This is a genomic window from Thalassospira sp. UBA4513 (assembly GCF_002388495.1).
GTDB classification, from domain to species: Bacteria; Pseudomonadota; Alphaproteobacteria; order Rhodospirillales; family Thalassospiraceae; genus Thalassospira; species Thalassospira tepidiphila.
On sequence record NZ_DGMR01000027.1, the window covers coordinates 23,707 to 47,452 of the forward strand.

Annotated in this window: 23 protein-coding genes; 8 read left to right on the forward strand and 15 right to left on the reverse strand. The window is 55.6% G+C overall.

Features of this window, described 5'->3' with window-relative positions; translation table 11 throughout:
* Positions 1 to 46: 46 nt before the first annotated feature.
* From B2T33_RS11020 to B2T33_RS11040, 5 genes are all read right to left on the reverse strand, one after another.
* Positions 47 to 700 (reverse strand): GntR family transcriptional regulator, encoded by a 654-nt coding sequence (locus B2T33_RS11020; protein ID WP_064780399.1) that lies wholly within the window; start codon positions 698 to 700, stop codon positions 47 to 49.
* 12 nt (positions 701 to 712) lie between these two features.
* On the reverse strand, positions 713 to 1,561 hold the full coding sequence (locus B2T33_RS11025; protein ID WP_008889076.1) for a shikimate dehydrogenase family protein: 849 nt from the start codon (positions 1,559 to 1,561) through the stop codon (positions 713 to 715).
* 11 nt (positions 1,562 to 1,572) lie between these two features.
* Positions 1,573 to 2,841, reverse strand: coding sequence for a TRAP transporter large permease (locus tag B2T33_RS11030; RefSeq protein WP_064788160.1), 1,269 nt, complete (start codon positions 2,839 to 2,841; stop codon positions 1,573 to 1,575).
* Positions 2,838 to 3,320 carry a TRAP transporter small permease gene (locus B2T33_RS11035; RefSeq protein ID WP_286792022.1) on the reverse strand — a complete coding sequence of 161 codons (483 nt, stop codon included), beginning with the start codon at positions 3,318 to 3,320 and terminating at the stop codon, positions 2,838 to 2,840. Before B2T33_RS11035 ends, B2T33_RS11030 begins: the two co-directional genes overlap by 4 nt.
* A 107-nt stretch (positions 3,321 to 3,427) precedes the next feature.
* Positions 3,428 to 4,453 carry a DctP family TRAP transporter solute-binding subunit gene (locus B2T33_RS11040; protein ID WP_063085780.1) on the reverse strand — a complete coding sequence of 342 codons (1,026 nt, stop codon included), beginning with the start codon at positions 4,451 to 4,453 and terminating at the stop codon, positions 3,428 to 3,430.
* A 454-nt stretch (positions 4,454 to 4,907) separates the two neighbouring features.
* On the opposite strand from B2T33_RS11040, the gene B2T33_RS11045 reads away from it, so the two are divergent.
* From B2T33_RS11045 to B2T33_RS11060, 4 genes are all read left to right on the forward strand, one after another.
* Positions 4,908 to 5,642, forward strand: a complete 735-nt coding sequence (locus B2T33_RS11045; RefSeq protein WP_008889072.1) for a Crp/Fnr family transcriptional regulator — start codon at positions 4,908 to 4,910, stop codon at positions 5,640 to 5,642.
* A complete protein-coding gene (locus B2T33_RS11050; protein ID WP_008889071.1) occupies positions 5,626 to 6,990 on the forward strand; it encodes an adenylate/guanylate cyclase domain-containing protein in 1,365 nt (454 codons plus the stop codon). The genes B2T33_RS11045 and B2T33_RS11050 overlap by 17 nt, the downstream gene beginning before the upstream one ends.
* A gap of 116 nt (positions 6,991 to 7,106) precedes the next feature.
* On the forward strand, positions 7,107 to 7,592 hold the full coding sequence (gene fliW / locus B2T33_RS11055) for a flagellar assembly protein FliW (protein ID WP_008889070.1): 486 nt from the start codon (positions 7,107 to 7,109) through the stop codon (positions 7,590 to 7,592).
* Between the two features lie 202 nt (positions 7,593 to 7,794).
* Entirely contained in the window at positions 7,795 to 9,252 is a 1,458-nt protein-coding gene (locus tag B2T33_RS11060) for a DUF4139 domain-containing protein (protein ID WP_286792023.1), read from the forward strand.
* A gap of 61 nt (positions 9,253 to 9,313) precedes the next feature.
* Here the strand turns inward: B2T33_RS11060 and B2T33_RS11065 are convergent, their stop codons facing one another.
* Complete coding sequence (locus B2T33_RS11065; RefSeq protein WP_286792024.1) at positions 9,314 to 9,928, reverse strand: hypothetical protein; 615 nt, start codon at positions 9,926 to 9,928, stop codon at positions 9,314 to 9,316.
* A 180-nt stretch (positions 9,929 to 10,108) separates the two neighbouring features.
* Here B2T33_RS11065 and B2T33_RS11070 point away from each other — a divergent pair, with 180 nt between their 5' ends.
* Positions 10,109 to 10,684 (forward strand): hypothetical protein, encoded by a 576-nt coding sequence (locus B2T33_RS11070; RefSeq protein ID WP_286792025.1) that lies wholly within the window; start codon positions 10,109 to 10,111, stop codon positions 10,682 to 10,684.
* Positions 10,685 to 10,732: 48 nt separating this feature from the next.
* Positions 10,733 to 11,689 carry a 2-hydroxyacid dehydrogenase gene (locus tag B2T33_RS11075; RefSeq protein ID WP_286792026.1) on the forward strand — a complete coding sequence of 319 codons (957 nt, stop codon included), beginning with the start codon at positions 10,733 to 10,735 and terminating at the stop codon, positions 11,687 to 11,689.
* Positions 11,690 to 11,765: 76 nt separating this feature from the next.
* On the opposite strand, the gene B2T33_RS11080 is transcribed toward B2T33_RS11075, so the two are convergent.
* The gene (locus B2T33_RS11080; RefSeq protein ID WP_286792027.1) at positions 11,766 to 14,315 is read right to left on the reverse strand and encodes a PAS domain-containing sensor histidine kinase; all 2,550 of its coding nucleotides are present in this window, start codon (positions 14,313 to 14,315) and stop codon (positions 11,766 to 11,768) included.
* Positions 14,316 to 14,850: 535 nt separating this feature from the next.
* Between B2T33_RS11080 and B2T33_RS11085 the strand changes: the two genes are divergently transcribed.
* A complete protein-coding gene (locus B2T33_RS11085; RefSeq protein WP_252724027.1) occupies positions 14,851 to 16,107 on the forward strand; it encodes an HD domain-containing protein in 1,257 nt (418 codons plus the stop codon).
* A 12-nt stretch (positions 16,108 to 16,119) separates the two neighbouring features.
* Here the strand turns inward: B2T33_RS11085 and B2T33_RS11090 are convergent, their stop codons facing one another.
* Entirely contained in the window at positions 16,120 to 16,449 is a 330-nt protein-coding gene (locus B2T33_RS11090; RefSeq protein WP_210516310.1) for a DHCW motif cupin fold protein, read from the reverse strand.
* Between the two features lie 197 nt (positions 16,450 to 16,646).
* Here B2T33_RS11090 and B2T33_RS11095 point away from each other — a divergent pair, with 197 nt between their 5' ends.
* Positions 16,647 to 17,582 carry a DUF294 nucleotidyltransferase-like domain-containing protein gene (locus B2T33_RS11095; RefSeq protein WP_286792028.1) on the forward strand — a complete coding sequence of 312 codons (936 nt, stop codon included), beginning with the start codon at positions 16,647 to 16,649 and terminating at the stop codon, positions 17,580 to 17,582.
* Positions 17,583 to 17,607: 25 nt separating this feature from the next.
* On the opposite strand, the gene B2T33_RS11100 is transcribed toward B2T33_RS11095, so the two are convergent.
* The 7 genes from B2T33_RS11100 to B2T33_RS11130 form a co-directional block, all read right to left on the reverse strand.
* Complete coding sequence (locus B2T33_RS11100; protein WP_064780501.1) at positions 17,608 to 17,988, reverse strand: 5-carboxymethyl-2-hydroxymuconate Delta-isomerase; 381 nt, start codon at positions 17,986 to 17,988, stop codon at positions 17,608 to 17,610.
* Positions 17,989 to 18,117: 129 nt separating this feature from the next.
* Positions 18,118 to 19,413, reverse strand: a complete 1,296-nt coding sequence (ahcY, locus tag B2T33_RS11105; protein WP_008889059.1) for an adenosylhomocysteinase — start codon at positions 19,411 to 19,413, stop codon at positions 18,118 to 18,120.
* 305 nt (positions 19,414 to 19,718) lie between these two features.
* Positions 19,719 to 21,515, reverse strand: coding sequence for a phosphoenolpyruvate--protein phosphotransferase (ptsP, locus tag B2T33_RS11110; protein ID WP_051007567.1), 1,797 nt, complete (start codon positions 21,513 to 21,515; stop codon positions 19,719 to 19,721).
* Positions 21,516 to 21,594: 79 nt separating this feature from the next.
* Positions 21,595 to 21,870, reverse strand: coding sequence for an HPr family phosphocarrier protein (locus B2T33_RS11115; RefSeq protein ID WP_008889057.1), 276 nt, complete (start codon positions 21,868 to 21,870; stop codon positions 21,595 to 21,597).
* 64 nt (positions 21,871 to 21,934) lie between these two features.
* Positions 21,935 to 22,339 carry a PTS sugar transporter subunit IIA gene (locus B2T33_RS11120; RefSeq protein WP_008889056.1) on the reverse strand — a complete coding sequence of 135 codons (405 nt, stop codon included), beginning with the start codon at positions 22,337 to 22,339 and terminating at the stop codon, positions 21,935 to 21,937.
* A 17-nt stretch (positions 22,340 to 22,356) separates the two neighbouring features.
* A complete protein-coding gene (gene rapZ / locus B2T33_RS11125; protein ID WP_008889055.1) occupies positions 22,357 to 23,289 on the reverse strand; it encodes an RNase adapter RapZ in 933 nt (310 codons plus the stop codon).
* Between the two features lie 16 nt (positions 23,290 to 23,305).
* The gene (locus B2T33_RS11130) at positions 23,306 to 23,746 is read right to left on the reverse strand and encodes an HPr kinase/phosphorylase (RefSeq protein WP_286792029.1); all 441 of its coding nucleotides are present in this window, start codon (positions 23,744 to 23,746) and stop codon (positions 23,306 to 23,308) included.

The window sequence follows — 23,746 nt, forward strand, 5'->3', positions numbered from 1 at the left end:
ACATTCACAGAAGGATGCTGCAATCGCGGGGCCTGCCCCGCGCAGATCAATGCTGTGAACGGCGCCGATAGGTTTCGATATGGTCGGTCAGTTTGGCAATCGCGCCATCCAGATCCCGTGCAAGCGACAGCTCACAGATTTCGCGATGCTCATCGATGATTTCCTGGGCACGAAAACCATGGGTTTTGAGTTCGATCACCACATAGCGGCGGAACTGATCGAAAATTTCGTGGTGCAGGCGCATATGCAGGTTCGACCCGCAGGCCGAAATCAGCGCCTGATGAAATTCGCGGTCATACTGGCTCCAGCGCACGGTCAGTTCACGGCTGTCACGATCAAGCATCTGCTTTTCAACCGCGGAAAGCTTGTGATGGGCGGCCGCAACCCGGGCTTCCCATTCAACGTCGCCATGCTTGATCGAAGCCGCCAGACCATCGCGTTCAAGCAACAGTCGCATCGCCGTCAGTTCCATGAAGTTCGACGGCGATGTTTCAACAACGCGGAAGCCCTTCTGGCCTTCGACAAAGACAAAGCCCGACGCCACCAGACGATTAAGCACTTCACGCAGCGTGTTGACCCCGACGCTATAACGTTCGCGCAGCGCCTCAAGCTTAAGCTTCACGCCCGGCTGCAATTCGCCATACAAAATGTCGTCGCGAATTTCGTTATAGACTGTCTCGGCAACGGTACTGCTGCTCATGGTCTTGGTCCCCTAGCCTGTCAATGCCTCGGGATAGGCATTGAAGTATTCGTCCCTCGCAGCGTCGGCATCAATCTCTGCCCCGCTGAAAACTTCAAATGCTTCAATACCCTGAAAGAAGAAGAGTTCAAAGCCGGTCATGACGTCGATCCCCGATTTGGCCGCAGCGCGCAGGAAGGCGGTTTGCACCGGCGTATAGACCGCATCAAATGCCCATTTCTGTCCACCAAACAGATCGGTATCAAACGGGCAGCCGGGATACTGGTTCATGCCAACCGGCGTGCAGTTGATCAAACCATCTGACGCGCGCACCGCATCAGAAAGGTCATCTTCACCGACAAAGGCCGCATTGGCATTGGCCGCAACAAGGGTTGCCACCAGTTCTTCACCGCGTGCGGCGTCCTTGTCATGGATCAGGATCTTGTCCGCACCAAGGCCGCGCAAACCGAACGCCGTGGCAAGGCCGACACCACCCGCCCCCATCTGCAAAACGGTTCCCGGCTTGGCGTCGCCGAACTGTTTTTGATAGCCGCGCATGAAGCCGACAAAGTCGGTGTTATCCCCGCGCCAGCCATCTTCGCGGAAGACAACTGTGTTTACCGAGCCCAGGGCTTCGGGCAGGCGTTTGCGCGGGGTGATCAGTTTGCGCGCACTTGTTTTGTACGGATGGGTCACATTGACCCCGGCATAGCCGGTTTCCGCACAGGTGGTCAGCTGCTTGATCAGGTCAAAATCCTTGATCACATCGCTGTCGAGATAGTCGTACGTGACATCCATACCGCACATACGGCCCAGCAATACGTGCAGTCGTGCCGACTGGCTCCGCGAAATGCCTTTACCAATAAGACCGAGTTTCAACATGGACAGGTATCCTAAAATCCAAACAGATCGGGCAGGAACGTAACGATGCCCGGAACAAAGGTGATGATCAGCAACACCGCCAGTTCAACGATAAAGAACGGCATGATCGCGCGGATCATTCGGGCCATACCGACGCCCGCAATCGCATCCGCAACAAACAAGCACAATCCCATCGGCGGCGTAATCAGGCCGATCATCAGGTTAAAGATCACGATGATCCCGAAATGGGTCGGATCAATGCCAAGGCTGATCGCGATCGGATGCAGGATCGGCACCAGCACCAGCATCGCAGCAATCCCTTCAAGCACCAGACCAACCGCCAAAAGCATCAGGTTGATCAGGATCAGGAAGGTGACCGGGCTGTCGACATAGCCCAGAACGAACTTGCTGACGGTCTGTGGAATACCGGCAAAGGTCATGAACCAGTTTGCCGCCGCCACCGTTGCCATGATGATCAGGATGCTTGATGAATCGCGCATCGCACCTGCGAAAATTGCCGGCAGATCGCCCGGTTTCAGTTCCCGGAATACGAACAGGCCAACAACCAGTGCATAGAACACAGCAAAGCTTGCCGCCTCGGTCGGGGTGACGATGCCAGCAAGGATCGAGCCGATGACAAAGACCGGCATGAACAGCGGAATAAGGCCGTTCCAGATCGCCTTGAGCTTCTCGCCCATATTCATGCGTTCGCGCGGCTTGGCGTGGTTTTTGACAAAGAAGCGCACATAAACCGACAACGCAATCGCCAGCAAAACACCGGGCACAATCCCGGCAAGGAATAAGGCCGGCACCGACACATTGGTGGTGATCAGCGCATAGATAATCACCGGAATGCTGGGCGGAATGATCGGACCGATGACCGATGATGCAGCCGTCAGGGCGGCGGCAAAATCACGCGGATAGCCTTCCTTTTCCATCGACGGAATAAAGATACGGCCAATTGCGGATGTATCAGCAACCGCAGATCCCGAAAGACCGGCAAAGATCACCGAGGACCAGATATTGACCTGGGCAAGACCGGCCTTGGCATGGCCTACAAGTGCATTGGCCAGATTGATCACACGCGATGTGATGCCACTGGCATTCATCAACTCGCCGGCCAGAACAAACAGCGGAATGGCAAGAATGGTAAAGCTGTCCATCCCGGCAAAAATACGCTGCGGCAGAAGATCAATGCCAAACGTGCCGGTACTGATATAGGCGACAATGCCAAGCGCGATCGCAAAGGCAACCGGTGCACCGATCGCAAGCAGTGCCAGAAGGGTGACGCCGGTAATCATGCTTCACCCCCGGTGGAATTCTTATTCAGACAAGATGCAAGGCGCAAAATGGCGGCAATCACCAGACAAACACCACCAACAGTGATGGCGATTTGCGCCCAATACATCTGAATGCCGATGCCCGAGGCAACAATACCGCCGCGCTTGGCGGCAAATACATAACCTGCATAGGCAAGGATACCGCCCAGCACCAGCGTCGCGGCATCAACAATGATTGCGAGCTTGCGGCGGCTGCGTGCGGGAATGGTATCAACAACAATGCTGAAAGTGATCTGGGTACCCTGCAGATAGGCATAGGCCACACCGAACATGCAGCCATAGATCATCGCGTATTTCGCGATTTCTTCGCTCCATTGCAGCGGGGAAGAAAACAGATATCGGCTGACACTGCCGGCAAAAACGACACCAAAAACAATTAGGATACTTAATCCCGAAAGTCCGGCGAGCAAACGCTTGTAAGCATTCTCGGTGCGTTGCATGGGTTCCCCCGGATCGCTCTGAAAATTATTATGCTTTTATAAGCACGGTGGCGGGAAAAAAGGGCAGGTCAGGCGCAAGGAGGAGCACCCGACCCGCCAAACACCGATTACATTGAAGCTTCAGCTTCGGAAACGGCAGTTTGCAGTTTTTCGATCCATGCAGCATCGATCTCGCCCGAAAGCCATTCGATGACTGCCGGCTGAGCGGCATCACGGAACATCTTGAGCTGTTCGGCGGTCGGCGTGGTTACTTCCATGCCTTCCTCTGCCAGTTTGGCAACGCCTTCGGCAGAGTTGAACTGCTGAACCGCACGGCCAACGTTCGATGCAACACCGGCTGCGCGACGCAGAAGTGCCTGATCAGCCTCGGAAAGGTTCTGATAGATTGCTTCGTTGATCACGATGAAGTCGGTGCCATACACGTGACGGTCAAGCGTCAGGTATTTCTGCATTTCATAGAACTTGTTGGCATAGATCACGCTGATCGGGTTTTCCTGACCGTCCACCGTGCCGGTGGTCAGTGCGGTCGGAACTTCCGGCCACGGAATCGGGGTCGGTTCGCCACCAAGTGCCTTGACCATTTCCACGAACAGCGGAACGGTCATGACGCGAATTTTCAAGCCTTCCATGTCTTTCGGCTCGGAAATTGCGCGCTGGGAGTTGGTGAAGTTACGGAAACCGGTTTCACCATAGGCCAGCGTACGCAGACCGGTTTTTTCCAGGCAGTGCGCGGCAAGTTCCTTGCCGAAATCACCATCCAGAACGTTCCAGGCAACGTTGGCATTCGGGAAAACATAAGGGATATCAAGAACGGCTGCCTCAGGGCAGACCTTGGAGAACGGACCCGATACCATCGACATGGCAAGCGTACCGTCCTGGGTATTCTGCAGCAGATCAGTTTCACCGCCCAGCGCACCGGCCGGGAACAGAGCGACCTCAATACGGCCAGCCGATTCTGCTTCGACAATGTTTTTAAAGACCTGTGACGCTGCACCTTTTTTCGAGGTGGTCCACTCTGCCGGGTCAACATGGGCAAAGTTCAGGGTCACATCGGCTGCCTGCGCGTTAAAACCAAATGACGCGGCGACCATTGAAGCGGCGCCAAACAAGGCACCTTTGGAAATCATCTTCATTTCTTCCTCCCGATATAAAACGACATCCGCGGACCGTGGTTGCTTTTGACACTCTTGTTCTTGGGCGGTCCCTGTTCGGAATTAGGATAATTTAAAAAACATAGGAGATTTTGTCAAATGTTCTATATTTTACCTGTGAGCCGCGTAAAATAAGGCCTTCGGACCCATTCAGATCGTTACCATTTTCTGCGGCCAGCCCCGATCTCTCTGTCAAATTCCTGCCAAAAAGCGATGCTTTAACATCTATAAGCTTGGGGGAGGGCTGTCTGAATTTCAAACCAGTGACATCAAAAAACCTTGTCGCATCACAAGCATTCCAGTGACTTGGCAACAGATGCAATGGCCAGATGCCAATTGCAAAACAGCTTGCTGTAAAGCAGGATATTTGTGCTACTTTGGCATTCGAATTCTGCGATTCGCCCGCTGAAACGAAACCATTTTCAAAGTGAACCCCGTGAACAGTGTAACCGGCCCAAAATCACCGCAACTTGCGAAGATTGCTTCGCGCATTCTGGCAGGCAGCTTCCTGTTTGAGGATCTGGACCCCGAACTGTTGGAGCAACTGTCAAACCAGGCGACTGTCCGCCGGTTTGACGATGGTCAGTTGCTGTTTGAAAAGGGTGCACCGGCAGACGGGCTGTATGCGGTCGAGGCCGGCAAGGTTCGCATTTCATCGGTTTCGGAAACCGGCAAGGAAATCGTGCTTAACGTTCTGGCCCCCGGTGCGGTATTTGGCGAAATCGCATTGCTGGATGGCGAACCGCGCACAGCGACCGCACGGGCGGTTGGCCCGACCCGGACACTTTTCATTTCGCGCGATGACTTCTTTGAAATCTTTGACCGTGAAGCTCCGCTGCGCCGTCACATCACCGCCCTTTTGTGCCGTCGCCTGCGTTGGGTCAGTGACCTGCTTGAAGATGCCAACTTCCTTGATCTGACCGCACGTCTGATCAAACGCATCCTGTGGCTGGCCGAACGTCATGGCGGCCCGGACCCGGAAGGCATTCGCATCGCACTTCCGCTGTCGCAGCAGGAATTGGGTCTGATGCTGGGTGTGACCCGTGAAGCGGTGAACAAGAAGCTGCGCGAACTTGAAAAACAGGGGATGATCACGCGCCGTGATGGTCGACTGGTCGTCAAGGACAGCGAAGGGCTGAAACAACTTCTTGCTGATGCCGTCAAAAACTGAGCCTTCCGAGTCAATTTTTGAACGCCTTGTCGCCCGCGAAGAAAAGCGCGGGCTGATCCTTGTTGCCTTCTTACGCATCTGCCTTCTGGCGTTCATCCTGCTTTTGTTTAGCAAACCTGATTCGCCGACTGGCAAGCTTTACACATTGCTTGAGGTCCTCGGCTGGTTCATTCCCGGCGTGTTTGTTCAGCTTTTCGTCGCCTTTCGCGGCGGCAAATCATACTGGATGATCTATCTGCTGGCGGTGATTGATGCGGTTCTGATTGTCTATGTCTCGGTTGTGCCTGATCCGCTTAATCCGTTGCTGGATCATCCGGCATGGCTATATGGATTTGTCGTGCGCGACCGTGGCGTGGTCTTTTCGATGATCATGATGGCAATCATCATCATGACCTTTTCGCCGCGCCTGATCCTGTGGTTCGGCTTCTGGTTGTTTGCGTCATGGTGCGGGGCGATCTGGTGGCTGATGACGCGGCCCGGCGTGATCGTTTCCCAGCATTTCGGCGATGAATGGAACCCCAGCCAGCAAGAAATCATCGATACCTATAACCTGCCGGAATTTGTCGATATCTCGGCCCTTGCCGAACAGGTGATTATTGTCATCGTCTTTACATTAGCCTGTGCGGTGATGGTTTCGCGTTTGCGGGTGTTGATCAACCAGTCCGCCGCATCCGAACGTGCGCATGGTAATCTGGCGCGATATTTCCCGACTGCCCTTGCCGATCAGTTGGCCGATCGTGATGAACCGATCCGTGTGGGTGAACGCCGCGAATGCGTTATTCTGTTTGCCGATGTTATTGGCTTTTCACGCTTTGCCGAAAAGCGCGACCCGCAGGAAGTCATGCGGTTCCTAAACCAGTTCCATCACATCGCAACATCGCAAATCGGTGCTTATGGCGGCATTGTCGAAAAATATATCGGTGATGCGGTGATGGCGAGTTTCGCAGCCTTCGACGATCTTGAAAACCCGGCAGCCAATGCATTTTGTGCCGCACAGGCAATCATCGCCCAGGTCGCCGAATGGCAGGCCCGGGCCCCGGCAAATGGCGGCGAACCGCTTGAAATCGGGGTCGGCCTTAATTTCGGCCCGGCCGTTGTCGGCGACATCGGCCAACGCGAGGCGGTCACGCCCGCCGTCATCGGGGCCACGGTCAACCTTGCCGCCCGCCTTGAAAAGGCAACCCGCGAACTTGGCAGCGATACGGTCATGAGCGAACAATTCGCCAACCGCCTGCGCAAGGAGGCCCCGGTCGCCGGACCGATCCTTCTTGCCCGTTATGCACAAACGCAAACAATTCAGGTCAAAGGGTTTAGTGAACCTGTCGGGGTCCGCTTTAACGGCTGCTAAATAAACTGCTAATAGAATGTCTTCCGGTCTGCCAAGCCCTTGAATATCCGGCAAACCAATCCAAAGTGCTTTGATATTTCTGGTGCAGTATGAAAACGGATCAGCAGGAGGACGCGATGGCGACCGAAAAAGGCGCGAACCCGACGGCCAAGGGGCCCGTCCCGTCCGCCGTAAAACTGACCACCCTGTTTGGCGAACGCGAATTTGCGTGGGACAAGGCCATTTACTTCCCGGCCGGGCTTAAGGGCTTTCCTGATCATAACGTCTTTGCCCTTGCCAGCTTCCCGGGTGAAAGCGGCAATGCGTTTCTATTGATGCAATGCCTGACCGAACCGGAACTGGCCTTTATCGTTGCGCCCTATAACCTAGAAAGCGATACGATCCGGCCCGAACACCTTGAACAGGGCTTTGGCATTCACGGCATCAAAAAGGAAGATGGCGCGGTGTTGCTGATTGTGACCCTGCACAAGCCCGATGATGGCCCGGTCAGCATGTCGGTCAATCTGCGCGCGCCGATCATCATTGATACCGCCCGTCAGGCTGCCTACCAGCATCACCTGCCCGAGGTCGGTGGATATTCCTTCCACCACGTTCTGAGCTAAGCATAAGCCCCATCTTCGGATTCTGACGTTTTGCTGCGCATCGAATTGCGCCAGCCAACGTTTGTGTGCATTGGCGCCACGTATTTATGCGTCTAACCTGAAATTACCCCTGCATGTCCTTGATCCTGCCATCTTTTCACGCAAAGGTGGCAATCAGAGCAAATTGCATAGCCCCACTTCATCAAGACAAAAGGGATCGGGAATGACAGCAGCATTGCGCAATCGTTTTGCACTCGCCGCCTTGTTGGGATCAGCAGTATTTTTCGGACCGGATGCTGAGCCTGCCCGCGCGCAAAGCCCGTCCGTTGGACTATCAGCCGACAACCGCACCAGCCTGCAGCTGACGGTTTATCCCGGCAACCTGTCGCTGATTACCGAAAAACGCGATGCGGCCATTCCCGCAGGCCAAAGCACGCTTCGCATTGATGGTCTGCCGCAGACCATCATGAATGACTCCTTCCTGCTGGGCACTGCCAAGGATGCCGATCTTGTCTGGACGTCCTTGCGCAACCGCGGCAACGGATCAAACGCCATTGATGCCCTTGTGCGCGATCAGATCGGCAAGACAGTCACCATTCGCCGTGACGATGACCTGATTGAAGGCACCCTTGTCGCGATAAGCCATGTTGCCCTGATTGAAACCGATGCCGGTTTGGAACAGGTGCCGCTTGATCAGGTGATTGTTTCCGAACTGCCCGATGGTTTTACCACCAGCCCGACCCTTGATGCCGATATCGCGACCGGTACCGCGCTTGATCACATATCCATGGCCTATCTTCTGGGCGGGATCGGTTGGAACACGTCCTATACCGCCTATTACGACCGTGCGGAAAACAGCCTGAAACTAACAGCAATCGCCAAGGTCATGAACGGATCGGGCAGCGATTATGACAATGCGTCCTTGCGCCTGGTCGCAGGTGACCCCAACCGGGTACAACAGCCCCCGATGGCCAAGGCCGCGCGCACCGAAATGATGATGTCGGCCATGGCCGATGGTGCCGCACCTTCTGCTGGCGCACCCGACCGGGCAAGTTTTGAAAACCTGCATGTTTATGGCCCGTTTGACGGCCTTTCGATGCAGGATGGCGATACGGTCATTTTGCCGTTGCTTGATCCGCAAATCCTGCCGGTCAAACGCCACGCGATCTTCCAGGCATCAAGCAGCGTCTATAACATGGCGCAAAATGACACCAACGACTTCGTCCGCCCGGATCTTGAAATCGACATCACCAATGAAGGCGGCAAAGACGCCAAAAGCCCGTGGCCGGATGGCATTGTGCGCATCTATGCCCAAACCCCGGCAGGCGATACCGGCTATCTTTCCGAAGACATGATTTCGCTGACCCCGGTTGGCCGTGATGCGACCCTGCGTCTGGGCAAGGCCAGCGACCTGAATGGCACGCGGAATGTCACCTCGTTTGACCGCAAGGCACGTCCCAACCTGCCAGACGCCATTAAGGCCGATCTGAAATGGACCATCCGCAATACCAGCGACCGTGTCGAAACCGTCACCGTCCGTGAAGACCTGCCAACGGATTGGAAAGTCACGGCCGAAAGCCACAAGCACGAACGCGACCAACCCGGCCAGATCAGCTGGGACATCGAAGTTCCGGCAAATGGTGAAGTGACATTGACCTGGTCGGTGGCAAGTACGCGCTGATCAATCAATCCATGAATTGGAACGGCCACAGGGAAACTTCCTTGTGGCCGTTTTTCTTTGCTCAGGATTTGCCGCGCGCAGAGTAAAACGCCTTGGCTAGCGGCAACAAAACATTGGCATCAGGCAACTGACCCGTCTGGTTACACAGATCGGCATAGATACAGATCAGCTTGGTCAAAAGGACAAACGCATCCTGATTGCGCATCCCGGCAAAGGCGCCCAGCACTTCGACCGCATCGCATGCCGCATCCCGCGCCAGATCAAGCTTCCCCGCCCCTTGCAGGGCCAGCACGAGGGCAGCCAGTGAATAGCCCAGATCAAGACGTTCCTTGTCATCCTTGCGCCCGACACAATTGCGCAAGCGATCCTGACGCAGTTCGACAGCCTGACAGGCGGCATCCACCGCCCAGTCCCATTCACCGGCCTCAATCTCAAGCGCGGCCCGGTTATTAAGACTTAGTGCCAGACCCGCCACCGCCGCATCACGTGCCGTCGGCAAATGCAGCGCGAAAATTGCATCGGCGGCATCAAACAGCGCCAATGCTTCTTCGCGCTGATCGGGGCTGTGGTTGCTGGCCATTTCAAGATACAGCCGCGCCACCGCCAGCGAGTTGGGATCGGTTTTTTCAAGATAGGACAAGCGCAACGCATATTCTTCGTCCGTATTGTCCGTCATCCTGATCCCGCCACCTCGTTTTGCCGTCTCAAGGGCCCGATGACCCGTGCAAGAAAAAGACGTTTGGCAACCCCACCTTGTGAAGGACGGGCATTCGGGGATAAGCTGTTGGACTGTTGCCAACAGACTGCTAGACACATTCATGTCTGCTTTGCCCCACAGCCCGGAAACAAGCCCTAAATGAACACCTCCAGCGAAACCCTGCGCGCCCTTTACGGCACATGGCGTCTTGTCCGTGGCGATACCCAGGGACTTGGATTTTTTAATTTTTCAATCGAGGGATTCTGGCGTTCGTTTCTGGCGGCAGTGATTGTGTTTCCGGCCTTTGCGATGTTGCGCTGGAACGACATTTTCGATGCCCCGGACGACTTCCCGGCGATGCGTTATATGCTGGTCGAAGTCATTGCCTATGTCATCAAATGGGTCGCCTTTCCGCTGATCATGTTCCAAGTCATCCCGATGCTGGGCCGTGCCGAACGCTATATCGCGTTTATCACGGTCTATAACTGGGCAAGCGTGCTTCAGATGGGGCTGTATTTGGCGGCCTTGATGCTGGGTGTTTTGTTCCCGTCGCTCGGCGCTGGTGGCTTTGTCTTTATCGCGGTGATCGCAACGCTTGTGTATGGCGTCTATATCGCAAAGCTGACCCTGTCGGTCCCGATCCCGACCGCGAGCACGATTGTTCTGGCTGACTTCCTGTTGTCGCTGGTGATCACATCAATCGGTATCCGTCTGGCCGTCGGGCAGTTATTCTAGAACAATTGAAAACTTAAAAACAAAATCGCTTCAGGGAGAAACCCCATCATGAAACCCGTTCTTGCCGTCACCCGCCGATTGCCCGATGCCGTCGCCAAGCGTGCGGCTGAAAGTTACGACATCCGCACCCAGGAAGATGACGATCCCCTGACCCGGGCCGAAATCCTGGCGCTGTGTCATGGTGCCGATGCCGCCCTTGTTTCGGTTGGCGATCCGATTGATGCCGAATTTTTCGATCATCTTTCCGATAGTGTGAAAATCATCGCCACCTTCTCGGTCGGGACCGATCATATCGACCTGGCGGCGGCCAGGAAAAAGGGCGTGATCATTGGCAACACCCCGGGGGTGCTGACCGATGCCACCGCCGATATTGCCTGGCTTCTGATCCTTGGGGCTGCCCGCCGTGCCAGCGAGGGGGAGGCCGAAGTCCGCAACGCCACCTGGTCAAGCTGGCGTCCGACCCATCTGATGGGCACGCAAGTCACGGGCAAGAAACTCGGCATCGTTGGCATGGGCCGCATTGGTCAGGCAGTCGCCAAACGCGCGCGCGGGTTTGACATGGACATCCATTATTACAACCGCCGCCAGTTGCCCGCCGATCAGGAAATGGGCGCGACCTATCACGACAGTATCGAGGGCCTTTTGCCCCATTGTGATTTCCTGTCGCTGCATTGCCCGTCAACGCCCGAAACGCGCGGCATGGTCAATGAAGACTTCATTGCCAAGCTGCCCGATGGCGCGATCATCGTGAACACCGCGCGCGGCGATGTCGTCAATGATCAGGACCTGATTGCTGCCCTGAAATCCGGCAAACTGACCGCGGCGGGCCTCGATGTTTTTGCCGGTGAGCCGAATATCGAACCGGCCTATCGCGACCTTGCCAACACCTTCCTGCTGCCGCATCTGGGTTCGGCCACGGTTGAAACCCGCAATGCCATGGGTTTCCGCGCGCTTGATAACATCGATGCGTATGTTGCCGGTAAGGACGTGCCGTTTACGGTCTGATCAACCATGATCAATCCAGCAAAGCAAAAGGCGCCAGACGGCGCCTTTTTCATGTCTGTCTGACGGATCTGCGGCCTTAGCCGAGATCACTTTCCTCGCCCGCGGGCAAGATGCAGGCGATCTTGCGGCCATCGCGGCTGATCTTCACCCGCCCGCCATGGATTTCGACAACGGCGCGCACCATCGCCATGCCAAGGGCCCTGCGGGCCGACGGGGACTCGCCTTCGCGCAGGCCTTCAAACAACATCGGTTGCGGGGCTTCGTCCGAGAGCGAGATCGAAATTTCGATATCCTCGCCACTGCGCTTTGCCACCACGGAAACCTCGCTGCCTTCGGGTGCTGTGCGCAGCACATTGGTCACCAGAATGAACAAGGCCTGTTTCAGGCGCCGTTCATCGGCCACCATCCAGCCAATTTGGCGCGAACAATAAAGGCGCAGCGACACGTTCAGCTCCGCCAAGCGCGCCCGTGTCAGGGCTTCGAGTGAGCGCAGCAAACGCCGTGGGTCGACGGTATCAAGTTCAAGTGCGACCTGCCCGGATCCAAGCGTTGCCAGATCGCGCATGTCATCGACAAGTGCTAGCATGCTTTGTGCTTCGGTCCGGATGGTTTCGACCGAGCGCGCCACATTGCCAGTCAGGTGCGGGATCAGTCGATCAGACTCGCCATTGATGTGATCCAGCGGCTTGGTCAGTTCGCGCGATACGGTGGAAATGAAGTCCGACTTCATCTGGTCGGCGGTGCGCAGGGCCTCGTTACGTTCACGCAGCGCACGTTCGACCCGGATGGTATCGGTGACATCGATATAGGACATCATCACCGCCCCGTCGGGCAGCGGCACAATGGCAAAATCAACAATCGAATTGTCGGCCCGTTCCAACCGGCCATTCATCGGTTCGTGGTTGGTGATCCGCGCGACCATGCGGTTTTTGAACTTTTCCCAGTCATCGCGTTCGCGCCAGTAATCCTTGGATTTCTCGACCACGTCGCCCAGATGCGGCGCGACATCAAGGAAGGTGCTTTCAAGGCCCCAAAGATCGGCAAAGCCATGGTTATACAGCCGCAAACGCCCATCGCCACTGATCACGCCAACCGCCTCGTGCAGGCTTTCAAGCGTTTCACGCTGGACCGCGATCAGGGTGTTGTAGGAACTTTCCAGGACCAGCTTGTCGGTGACATCTTCATAAACAAACATCAGCCCGCCAAACGGATGGGGCGAGATAAAGCGACGCAACGTCATGCCATTTGGCAAATGCATCAGGTCTTCTTCAGGTTTCAGAAGATCGGTAAAGCGCTGGTTCTCGGTATGGCGGAACTGGGCGAAATCGGTGACTTCGGGCAGTTTGCGTTCATCGCGCAGACGCCGCAAAACATCATCATGGGTTGGCTCGGTCCAGAGCCATTCATCATCAAGATCCCAAAGCTTGGTGAAGGCGGTGTTAAAGAAGATCAGCCCCTTATCCCCGCCATACACCGCAATCGCAGTGCCCAGGTTTTCAAGCACCTCGGCATGGGCGCGAATATGGCGCGACAGATCAGACTGCAATTCTTCGACCGGGGTGCAATCAATCGCAAAACCGATCAGGCCATCGGGCTCGTTCGCCGCCCCACCCGGCATTTCGGTAATGCGCAGCAATTTGCGATCACCCCGAATGACAACATGGAAATCGCGGGTCAGGCTTTCATTATTGCGCTGAACCGATGCCGCCAATGATCGCCCGTGATCGGGAATCACCCCCGCACCAATTTCGGCCTGTGCGGCCAGGGCATCCTCGATGGTTTGATATTCGACCGCATCGGCATAGGCGATGTTGCAATCAATCAGGCGAAGTTCGCTATCGCGGCGCCAGACCGGGAAGGGCAAGCTATCAAGCAACTGCCGCAGGCCCGATACTTCGTGTTTAAGCAGCTGAAAATCGCCAAACTGATTTTCGCGTTCGCGCGAATGGCGGGTTTCATCGCGGAACCACAAACCGTGCGCCAGAACGTCCGATGACCGGTCCTTGCGCGCGGCCATGCCGGTGACGTGGAATTTGCGCTCATCGACGGTGGTAATCCACAGCTCGAACCGATCATGGCCGGTTTTAAGGTTCCGCACCCGTTCCTTGAGCGCTGCGGCATCTTCATCACGCAACAGATCAAGCAGATCGGGAAAGCGTCCATCCTGACCCAGCTGGAAGGCCCGTTTGAGCGACGGACTGGCCCCCTCGGCAAAGCCATGGCGGCTCCAATAGTAAACCGGGTCGGGTCCGGCAAATAAAAGCTGGGTGAAAAGCTCTGTCTCGCCTGCCAGTTCATGTTCGTGATCTTCGACTTCTTCGAGGTGACGGCGCATGCGCAGCGACAGCCGCCAACCAACCCAACCGGCAATCGCCGCACCACCGACGGCCGCCAAACCAACAACCAGCCAGTCGCGGTCACTTAGGCCCGCCAGGCTTCCGAAAATCGTGGCACCAATGCCGTCGGCCTGGGCCACTGCGGGAGTCGCGCCCTCGGCTGCATTGGTTGTGGTATTGAGGCGAAATTTTTCCTGGGCCTGCGCACTCGCCGAAAGACCAAACGAGGCAACCATCGCACCCGTGCTGCGCCAAAAGGCCAGGCGCGCCAAATCAGACAGTCTGCGCATGATCGCCACTGTCTTTTTGCCTGCGCAAAGCTGTGTGGATGCCTGTTCGGATGCTCGCCGTGTCACGTGTTGTTAACCGTTTGTGTTTATGAGCTATTATTATGGTGAAAACGCCGTGCTTTTACCACCGTTTCACATCATTACGGCAACAGGCTTGTCTGGTGGCGTATTTCATGGCGAAATCTTAGGGTCTAAACTCATTCACATGACCGGTCCGGCAACTGATATGAGAGAAAAGACAAGGAAAAGACCGCAGGGCGGGGTCGTCCCCGGCCAAGGGATTTGACGCAGAGGCTTTCTCTCATATCAGTTGTCCTTCGGATCACCCGTATTTGTAAGGGCTACTTTGTCGCAAAACCTTGAAAGATGTATATCTTCCTGCGGTTTTGCTTCGCGTATCCATACAAATACGGGAGACCGGATCGATTATGTGAATGAGTTTAGGCCCTACGAAAAACCGCAATGACATGGCCGGTGATTCCGTTTATGTCTGCGGGACACACATTCTCAACTGAGCGCATCAACCATTCCTAAAATGAGCCCAAAACCGCAGCTAGACCTTTTTGCCCAGCGCGCAGAGCCCAAGCAGGCCGCGCCACAAAAGGACTCTGCCGTGCTCAAGGCGGCGGCAAAACCGGCACCCGAAATCGGCGATCTGTTTGATACCAATTTCAATGCCGATGACATCGCCGAATGGGAACTGCTGTTTCGCGATGTGCCGCAATATAACTACCATTTCAAACGCGCCCAGATCGCCTCGGCCTTTGACCGGCCCTTGCACAAAAAACTGATCGCATCACCCGCCTTTGAACGGTTGCGCGAAATCTCGTTTTTGGGTGCCATTGATTATCTGTTCCACCCCAACGGACGCCCGGCCAATATCCGTCATTCGCGCTATGACCACACGATTGGCGTCGCATTGCTGTCGCAACGTTATTGCCGCTTGATGGGATTATCGGATGCCGATTGCGACCTTCTGGGCGCAGCCGCCCTGTTGCATGACATCGGCCACGGCCCGTTTTCCCATACGCTGGAGCCGGAATTCGCGCGCCGCTTTAACCGCAACCACCATCAATTGACCAACCAGATCATCACCGGCGAGGTCGATCTTGATCTGTCGGTTAATCATTTGCTGGTCAAACATGGTGTCGACCCGGATGAAGTGATCGCGCTTTTATCGAAGAAGTCCGATCACCCGCATGCCGCCCTGTTTTCCGGCCCGGTGAATATCGACACGTTGGAGGGCATCAGTCGCACCAAGACGTATGTCCATCCCAACCATGTGCATTGCCACCCGCGCCTGTTGCTTGAGGCGGCGGTGAAACTTGATGCAGATTCACTCAAACGTCTCGACAAGTTCTGGCAGCTGAAAGAAGACATCTATCGCAATTTCATCTTTGGTCCGATGTGCTTTGCCACCGACCATCTGTGCCGCGAATTTGTTGTCAAAAATGCACCGGACTTTGCCGCCGATGACTTCCTGCTGACCGAAAAGGCGTTCTTAAACAGCCATCCGCCGTTCAAGAAGTTCCTGCATAGTCTGAAAAACCGGATCGAGCTTGATGGCGTTGCCGATGTTGTCGACCATCAACTAAGCGCATCGGCCAGCAGCTTTGACCTGCACGAGGCCAAGGTGCCGCGGCGTGAATTCCACATCAATACCGATGTCGAAGTCCGCTGCTTTGCCGATCTGTCAAAACGCTATTACGAGGAAAAGCATTCCTTCCTGCGCCGTGTCGGCAGCCTGACCGATCCGGCCCAGCAGGCCGCCGCGGCCAGCCTGTTTGATTAAGGCAGAACCTTTTTAATCAACGACAAAAAGGGTCGCGCCGGTTTCGGTTGAGGAACGATGTGCCTCTGCGTTATCTGCCACCTGATAGCTCATACCCGGTTTCAGGACATAGGTCCGGCCATCCTCAAGCTCGGTCACCAGTTCGCCTTCAAGACACAATAAAATGTGCCCCTTGGAACACCAGTGATCCGCCAGATACCCAGCGGAATATTGCACCATTCGCACACGGATCGGGCCAAAGTGGCGGGTTCGCCAGGTCGCCATGCCGGTTTCACCGCTATGTTCGGTCGGTTCAATCGCAGACCAGTCGGTTGTACCGAACGGCAGATCGGAAATGTCCATGATGGGAAAACTTTCGTGGTCAAGGGGGACGCAGAAGGTTCAAGATATTGAACAAGCGCGAAAAATATCTGCCGCGCCCATAAAACTGTCAATCAGCTTAATTGGACAGTGCCATATCAGTTAAACGTGGTTTTAATCTTTAACCATTAGGCAGATACTCGGATATCAACGAGTCGCACCAAGAGGCTGTCCCGATCTTGTTACCGAAAACCATCGCAACCAATCAGCACTACTCGGCCACCCGTCTGGCCGAGATGCGCGAAGCATTGGGTAAAAGCCTGTCGGGCGATACATTTTGCGTGGTGGTAACCGGGTCCTATGGGCGGCATGAAGCATCCGATCAATCCGATCTGGATTACTTCATCATTGGCCGCGAGGCCGAACGCAGTCAGGCGCCGCACCAACAGGTCGCCGACATCCTTGGCAAGATGGTCACCAAGAAGCCGGCGGTAAACGGCCCGTTTTCGTCCTATATCACGGCTGAGGAACTGGTTAATCGTATCGGGCTTGATGGCGATACCAACTCGATCACCACGCGGCGGCTGTTGTTCCTGCTGGAATGTGAGTGGCTGTATAACGAGGCGGGCAAGCGTAAATTCTTTGACGATCTGATCGCCAATTACGTCACAAGCTCCGTCACACGTGATTCCATTGCGCGTTTTCTGGTCAATGACGTGATCCGCTATTACCGCACCATCAGCGTCGATTTTGAAATCAAGACCCGCGAAGGCGACGCCAGCAAGGCCTGGGCACCCCGGCGGCTGAAACTGGTTTTCTCGCGCAAGATGCTTTATTTCGGCGGCATTATCGCAGCAGCCGAAACCGCCGGCCGGGATTATGCCGGCAAACGCGAAAAACTGTCCGAACTTTTACAGCTGCCACCGATCACGCGCCTGCAAACCGTGTTTGGCGAAAAAAGCCTGCCGGCACTGGAACTTTATGACCGTTTCCTGCGCGAACTTTCCGATCCGGAAGTGCGTGCGCGCCTTGATGGTGTTGGTCCGCATGATCGCAATGATACGGAATTGCGATCCCTGCTTGATGCTGGCAAGGGCTTTTCGCGTGAATTGATAAAGTTGCTTAATGATCGCTATGGCCCGGATCATCCAATCCACGAAGCGCTTCTGATGTAATCACCCGGGAAACGTGGCGGCGCAATCAGGCCGCGCGGGGGCCGTCAGTGACATGCTTGAAATAGTTTTCCCGATCAAGGTCATGCACCTCGACGGTGAATTGCACCTGATAATCGCCAACCAGCCATTCCAGCCGGTCAATGAGTGCGGCAAGGGCGGCCTCGCCCGTGGCGAATTTCACCGCATTGATCCGGCCTGACAGAAGCCGGATATCAAGATGCACCATGGCGTTTTTCGGATCGCCATCACCTATCACGACATTTTCCAGCGGCGTAATCCGGGTCTTGAAAGAACTCAGTTCCGCATCGGCCTCGCGGGCGATCACGTAATGCAGATCGACCGCCAGCTTGGACAATTCATCCTTGATGGGCAGTTGAGCAGAATATTCGATTTCAAGCTGGGGCATGGCCGCCATCCGTCTGACAAGATTAAAATGCTTCTAACAACTTGCATTGTATCTGGACACCAAAAAAGCCGGTCTGAATGAACAGACCGGCTTTGATGCAAATCGGCAGCTGCCAATTAGTAGCGCCAATTAATAGCGGTAGTGATCCGGCTTGAACGGACCAGCCTGCGGAACGCCGATATATTCGGCCTGTTCGGACGACAGCTTGGTCAGTTTCACGCCAAGACGATCAAGGTGCAGGGCTGCAACTTTCTCATCAAGGTGTTTCGGCAGGACGTAAACCTTGTTTTCGTAGTTCGCGTGGTTTTTCCACAGTTCGATCTGAGCCAGCACCTGGTTGGTGAAGGATGCCGACATCACGAAGCTCGGGTGACCGGTTGCGCAACCAAGGTTGACCAGACGGCCTTCGGCCAGAACGATCAGACGTTTGCCATCCGGGAATTCGACTTCGTCGACCTGCGGCTTGACGTTGTCCCACTTGTAGTTACGCAGCGAACCGATCTGGATTTCGGAATCGAAGTGACCGATGTTGCAAACGATTGCGCGGTCTTTCATCGCACGCATGTGGTCAAGCGTGATGATGTCGATGTTACCGGTGGTGGTGACGAAAATGTCGCCAACCGGGGCTGCATCTTCCATGGTGGTGACTTCGTAACCTTCCATCGCGGCCTGCAATGCGCAGATCGGATCGATTTCGGTTACCAGAACGCGTGCGCCCTGGCTGCGCATGGACGCGGCCGAACCTTTGCCCACGTCGCCGAAACCGGCAACAACGGCGATCTTGCCGGCAACCATGACGTCGGTTGCGCGCTTGATGCCATCAACAAGGCTCTCACGGCAGCCATACAGGTTGTCGAATTTCGACTTGGTGACCGAGTCATTGACGTTGATCGCCGGGACCTTAAGCGTGCCTTTTTTCGCCATTTCATAGAGGCGATGCACACCGGTGGTGGTTTCTTCCGACAGACCTTTGATGTCTTCAAGAAGTTCCGGATACTTGTCGTGGATCAGCTGGGTAACGTCGCCGCCATCATCAAGGATCAGGTTCGGCTTCCAGCCGTTCGGACCGGAAATGGTCTGCTCGATGCACCACCAGAATTCTTCCTCGGTCTCGCCTTTCCAGGCAAATACCGGGATTTCAGCAGCCGCGATCGCCGCAGCAGCCTGATCCTGGGTGGAGAAGATGTTGCACGAAGACCAGCGAACTTCTGCGCCGAGTGCCGTCAGGGTTTCAATCAGAACTGCGGTCTGAATGGTCATGTGCAGGCAGCCGACGATGCGCGCGCCAGCAAGCGGCTTGGCCGCGCCATATTCATCGCGCAGCGCCATCAGGCCCGGCATTTCGGTTTCGGCAATCGCGATTTCCTTGCGGCCCCAACCGGCCAGCGAGATATCAGCGACCTTGTAATCGGTAAAGTTCGACATATCGTCTCCAATCAAACAGGAATGGCGCATCCGCATGGAATTTCCATCCTGCCGATACGCCGAAGAATTCTGTTGCGATCATTTCCCTGATCGCTATAGGCCACATATAAAGATATCTTTATATCGTTTTCAAGTCCTTTTTTGACGGAATTTGCATTCCGGGCAAAACCGAACCGGTTCAAAGATGCCCATGCCTTGAAATCCCGGCCTTTTTTGCAGCAGGAAACCAGGAATAAGCGCGGACAAAACTGTCCCCTATGTTGGGACAGATGCCGATCACAACAAGCTATGAGGAACGGGATTTTTCAGGCGAGATCGTTGAAGTCATCAAGCATCATGGCGATCCGGGCAGAATCCCATTGTTCCATGACGCGGTTGGCCTGATGTTCGGAATTGCGACTATCAAGGCGGCGCAGGCGCTGTTTGACCAGCAACAGATTGACCGGCGACATCGAAAGGTTACGCAAGCCAAACCCGATGAAAAGCGGCACATAACGCGGATCACCGGCCATTTCACCACAGACACTAACCGGTATATCGCGTTCGCGGGCAACCTTGATCACATCACGGATCAGGCGCAGCACAGCCGGATGCAACGGATCAAACATGCCCGCCACCTGATCATCGGTACGGTCAATCGCCAGGGTATATTGCGTCAGGTCGTTGGTGCCGATGGCAAAGAAATCACTGTCGCGCGCCAAGGTATCCGCCGCCAACGCCGCGGCGGGAATTTCGATCATCGCACCAAGCGGCGGCAGGGTTTCGGGGATCGGATGTCCGTCCTTGCGCAGGCGTTTTGCCACCGCCTCATAGATCTGACGCGCACGCGTCATTTCATGCACGTTGACCACCATCGGAAGCAACACCCGAACCGAGCCATGCAGGGACGCCCGCAGGATGGCGGCAAACTGTGCTTCAAGCAGTTCCGGCTTGCGCAATGATAACCGTATGCCACGCAATCCAAGGGCCGGGTTCGGGCCAGACACGATTTCATCTTGAAGCGCGACGGCCAGTTTTTCACCACCGATATCAAGGGTGCGGATGGTGACCGGTTTGCCATCCATGCGTTTGACGATATCGGCAAGTTCTTCGTATTGCTCGTCCTCGTCGGGCAGGTAGTCCTTGTTCATGAACATGAACTCGCTGCGCAGAAGCCCGATACCGGTCGCCCCGTTTTCGAGGGCGGCGGCAAGTTCGATTGGTAGTTCGATATTGGCATGCAGATCAATATCGATACCGTCACGCGTTGATGACGGTACATCGCGAAGGGATGCCAGCTTTTCGCGCGCCGCCAGCCAGTCAGCGCGGCGTTGGGTATAATGTTCAATATCGGCATCGCTTGGCGACAGGATCACTTCGCCGCGCCCGCCATCGATAATAATCTGATCGCCACCGGCAACGCCGCGAACGATATCAGCAGCCCCCAAAACGGCCGGGATACCAAGGGATCTCGCCATGATGGCGGTATGCCCCTCTGCCCCGCCAAGGGCGGTGACAAAGGCGGTCAATTGGCCCGGTTCAAAGCGCGCCATATCGGCTGGACTGACATCCTCGGCAATCAGGATGGACCCCTGTGGGGCATTGTCCATTGCCCGGTCGGTCTCGCCGATCAAACAGCGCATAAGACGCAGGCCCACCTCGCGAATGTCCGTGGCGCGTGCCGCGAGATAGCTGTCTTCCATGCCCGAAAACTGTTCGGCAATCGCATCGATCACTTCGCTGACCGCATGCACGGCATTAAGCTTGCGCGAGACGATCAGTTCTTCGGCTCCGCGCACCAGACGCGATTGGGTCAGCATGTGGATATAGGCATCCATCAGGAAGCCAAGCTCCTCGGATGCGGCACTTTCGGCACTTGATGATTGGGATTTCAGGCGTTTGAGCTGATCAATGCTTTCGGCAACGCCATCATGAAGGCGTTTGCATTCGGCCTGCACGGCATCTTGGGAAATCGGCTTGCGGCTGACATGGACGATCTGGCGATCCAGAACAAAGGCGCGACCGATCACAATCCCGCCCGATGCGCCCAATCCGGTAATGACCCGGCGAACGCCCGAGTTATTTTCATCTGAAACAGTTTGGTCTGTCGGAGGAACTTGCAAGCCTTCTTTGCTACCAACTCGTTCTTGTTGTTTCCGAAAAGCCAGACATCTTCGGCCCTAAATAAAGGCCGGATCGGTCTTATTCTTCGTCGAACTTGGCATCGACCAGTTCGTTAAGCGCATCAATCGCCTGTTTGGCGTCCGGGCCGGTCGCCTCGACCTCGATCTCGGTGCCGATCGATGCCGCCAGCATCATTAAACCCATGATCGACACACCCGACACTTCGGTGCCACGGTTGCGCACCATGATGCTCGATTGAAATTCACCTGCCAGTTTAACAAATTTTGCCGCCGCCCGCGCGTGCAATCCGCGCTGGTTGCTGATTGTTAAAGTGCGTTTTTCCTTCTGCGCCATGTATGTCCCCGCAAGCCTGACGCACTGTCCCCGCGCATCCGGCCCTGTTCTTTTTGTGGCTGACTTATTCCTCGCCGCTCAGCAAACGCGACGCAACGTTGATGTATTTACGCCCCGCATCCTGGGCCGCATTGACCGTTTCGGCCAAGGTGCCGTCGATGCGAACAGATGCGAGTTTAATCAGCAAAGGTAAATTAACCCCTGCGATGACTTCGACATTTGCCTGTTCCATAATGGAAATCGCCAGATTGGACGGGGTCCCGCCAAACATGTCGGTCAGAAGGACAACACCTTTACCGCTGTCGACCTTTTCGACACTGGCAAGAATATCTGCGCGGCGTTGTTCCATGTCGTCATCCGGTCCGATACAGACCGCTTCGACATTTTCCTGTTCGCCAACAACATGCTGCAAGGCAGATACGAACTCTTTCGCGAGATCGCCGTGGGTGACCAGCACCATCCCGATCATGCAGTTTTCTCCATTTTTCACTCCCCCGAGGTCGGCTCGTCCGGTTTGTCCCGATGGCTGAGATGTGTGTCATATCCCAGATCGGCAATCCAGTCATTGAGTAACCGCGCGATATAAACCGAACGATGTTGACCACCTGTGCACCCGACCGCAATGGTCAGATAGCTTTTACCTTCCTGCGCATAGCGCGGCAAAATCGGCTCCAGCATTGCCTTCAGGCGGTCGATAAACCCGGCGAAATCCGGGTCTTCTTCTATGTATTGCCCAACAGCCGCATTCATCCCGGTCATCAGGCGAAGCTCGGGATCATAATGCGGGTTGCGCAGAAAGCGAACGTCAAAAACAAGATCGGCTTCTGCCGGAACACCCTGACGGAACGAAAAGCTGCGCACAAAGATCGCAAGGCCTTCGTTTTCGCCAATGTCGAACTGGTCTTGCAGGATCTTGCGAAGCTCGGCCGATTTCAGGCGCGATGTATCAATGCGCATATCCGCGGTCGCTGCAATCGGCGCCATCAGGCGTTTTTCGTGCTCAATCGCGTCGACCAGAGGCCGATCATGGCTGAGCGGATGCGGGCGTCTGGTTTCGGTAAATCGACGCTGCAGGACCGTCGTGTCGGCATCGACATAGATCATCAACGGATCCATGCCCGTCTGTTTGCGCAGGCGACCGACAATCTCGACAAACTGATCAACACCGAAATCACGGGTCCGGATATCAAGGCCGATGGCAATCGGCTGTTCCGGGCGGCAATCGCCTGGCACCAGGGCAGACAGCATACGCAGCGGCAGGTTATCGACCGCGTCAAAGCCGAAATCTTCAAGAATCTTAAGCGTCGTCGTGCGTCCGGCACCGGATACTCCGGTCACAAGAACCAGTCCGCTTTTGCCATCAAACGCCCCCAGGGCCTTATTCTGGCTGTCCGAAGAATTCGCCGAAGTTTTCTGCAAGTCTGGGTCCTGTGGATTACGGTTCAAGTGTCATTCCACCCGTCGCGAGCGCCAAAGCTACTCCAATCTTTGCCTCGATGGCCAGATCGGATGCACATAATGTCCAACGCGGGATCGCAATGCCACAAATCTCTTCGAAATCGGGTTCAGGCATGCGTTCAACCATGTTGGGATCGGTGACCAGATCAATCAGAACCCGCACATCGCCTTCGGTTTTTTGCGGCAAACCGCGCACAACACCGATGCCGCGGACTTCGCATAATCCGGCAATCTGATCGGGTGCGCAGGCGATCAGGCGCCCATCGCGCGCCACAAGGTCGGTTCGATCATCGGAAACAAGAAAACCGCCCGCGTCGATCAGACGCAGCGAAAGCCCGGATTTTCCAGATCCGGATGGTCCGCGCAACAGCACCGCATGGGCGCCGATCCGGACACAATTTGCGTGAAGCTGGGACAT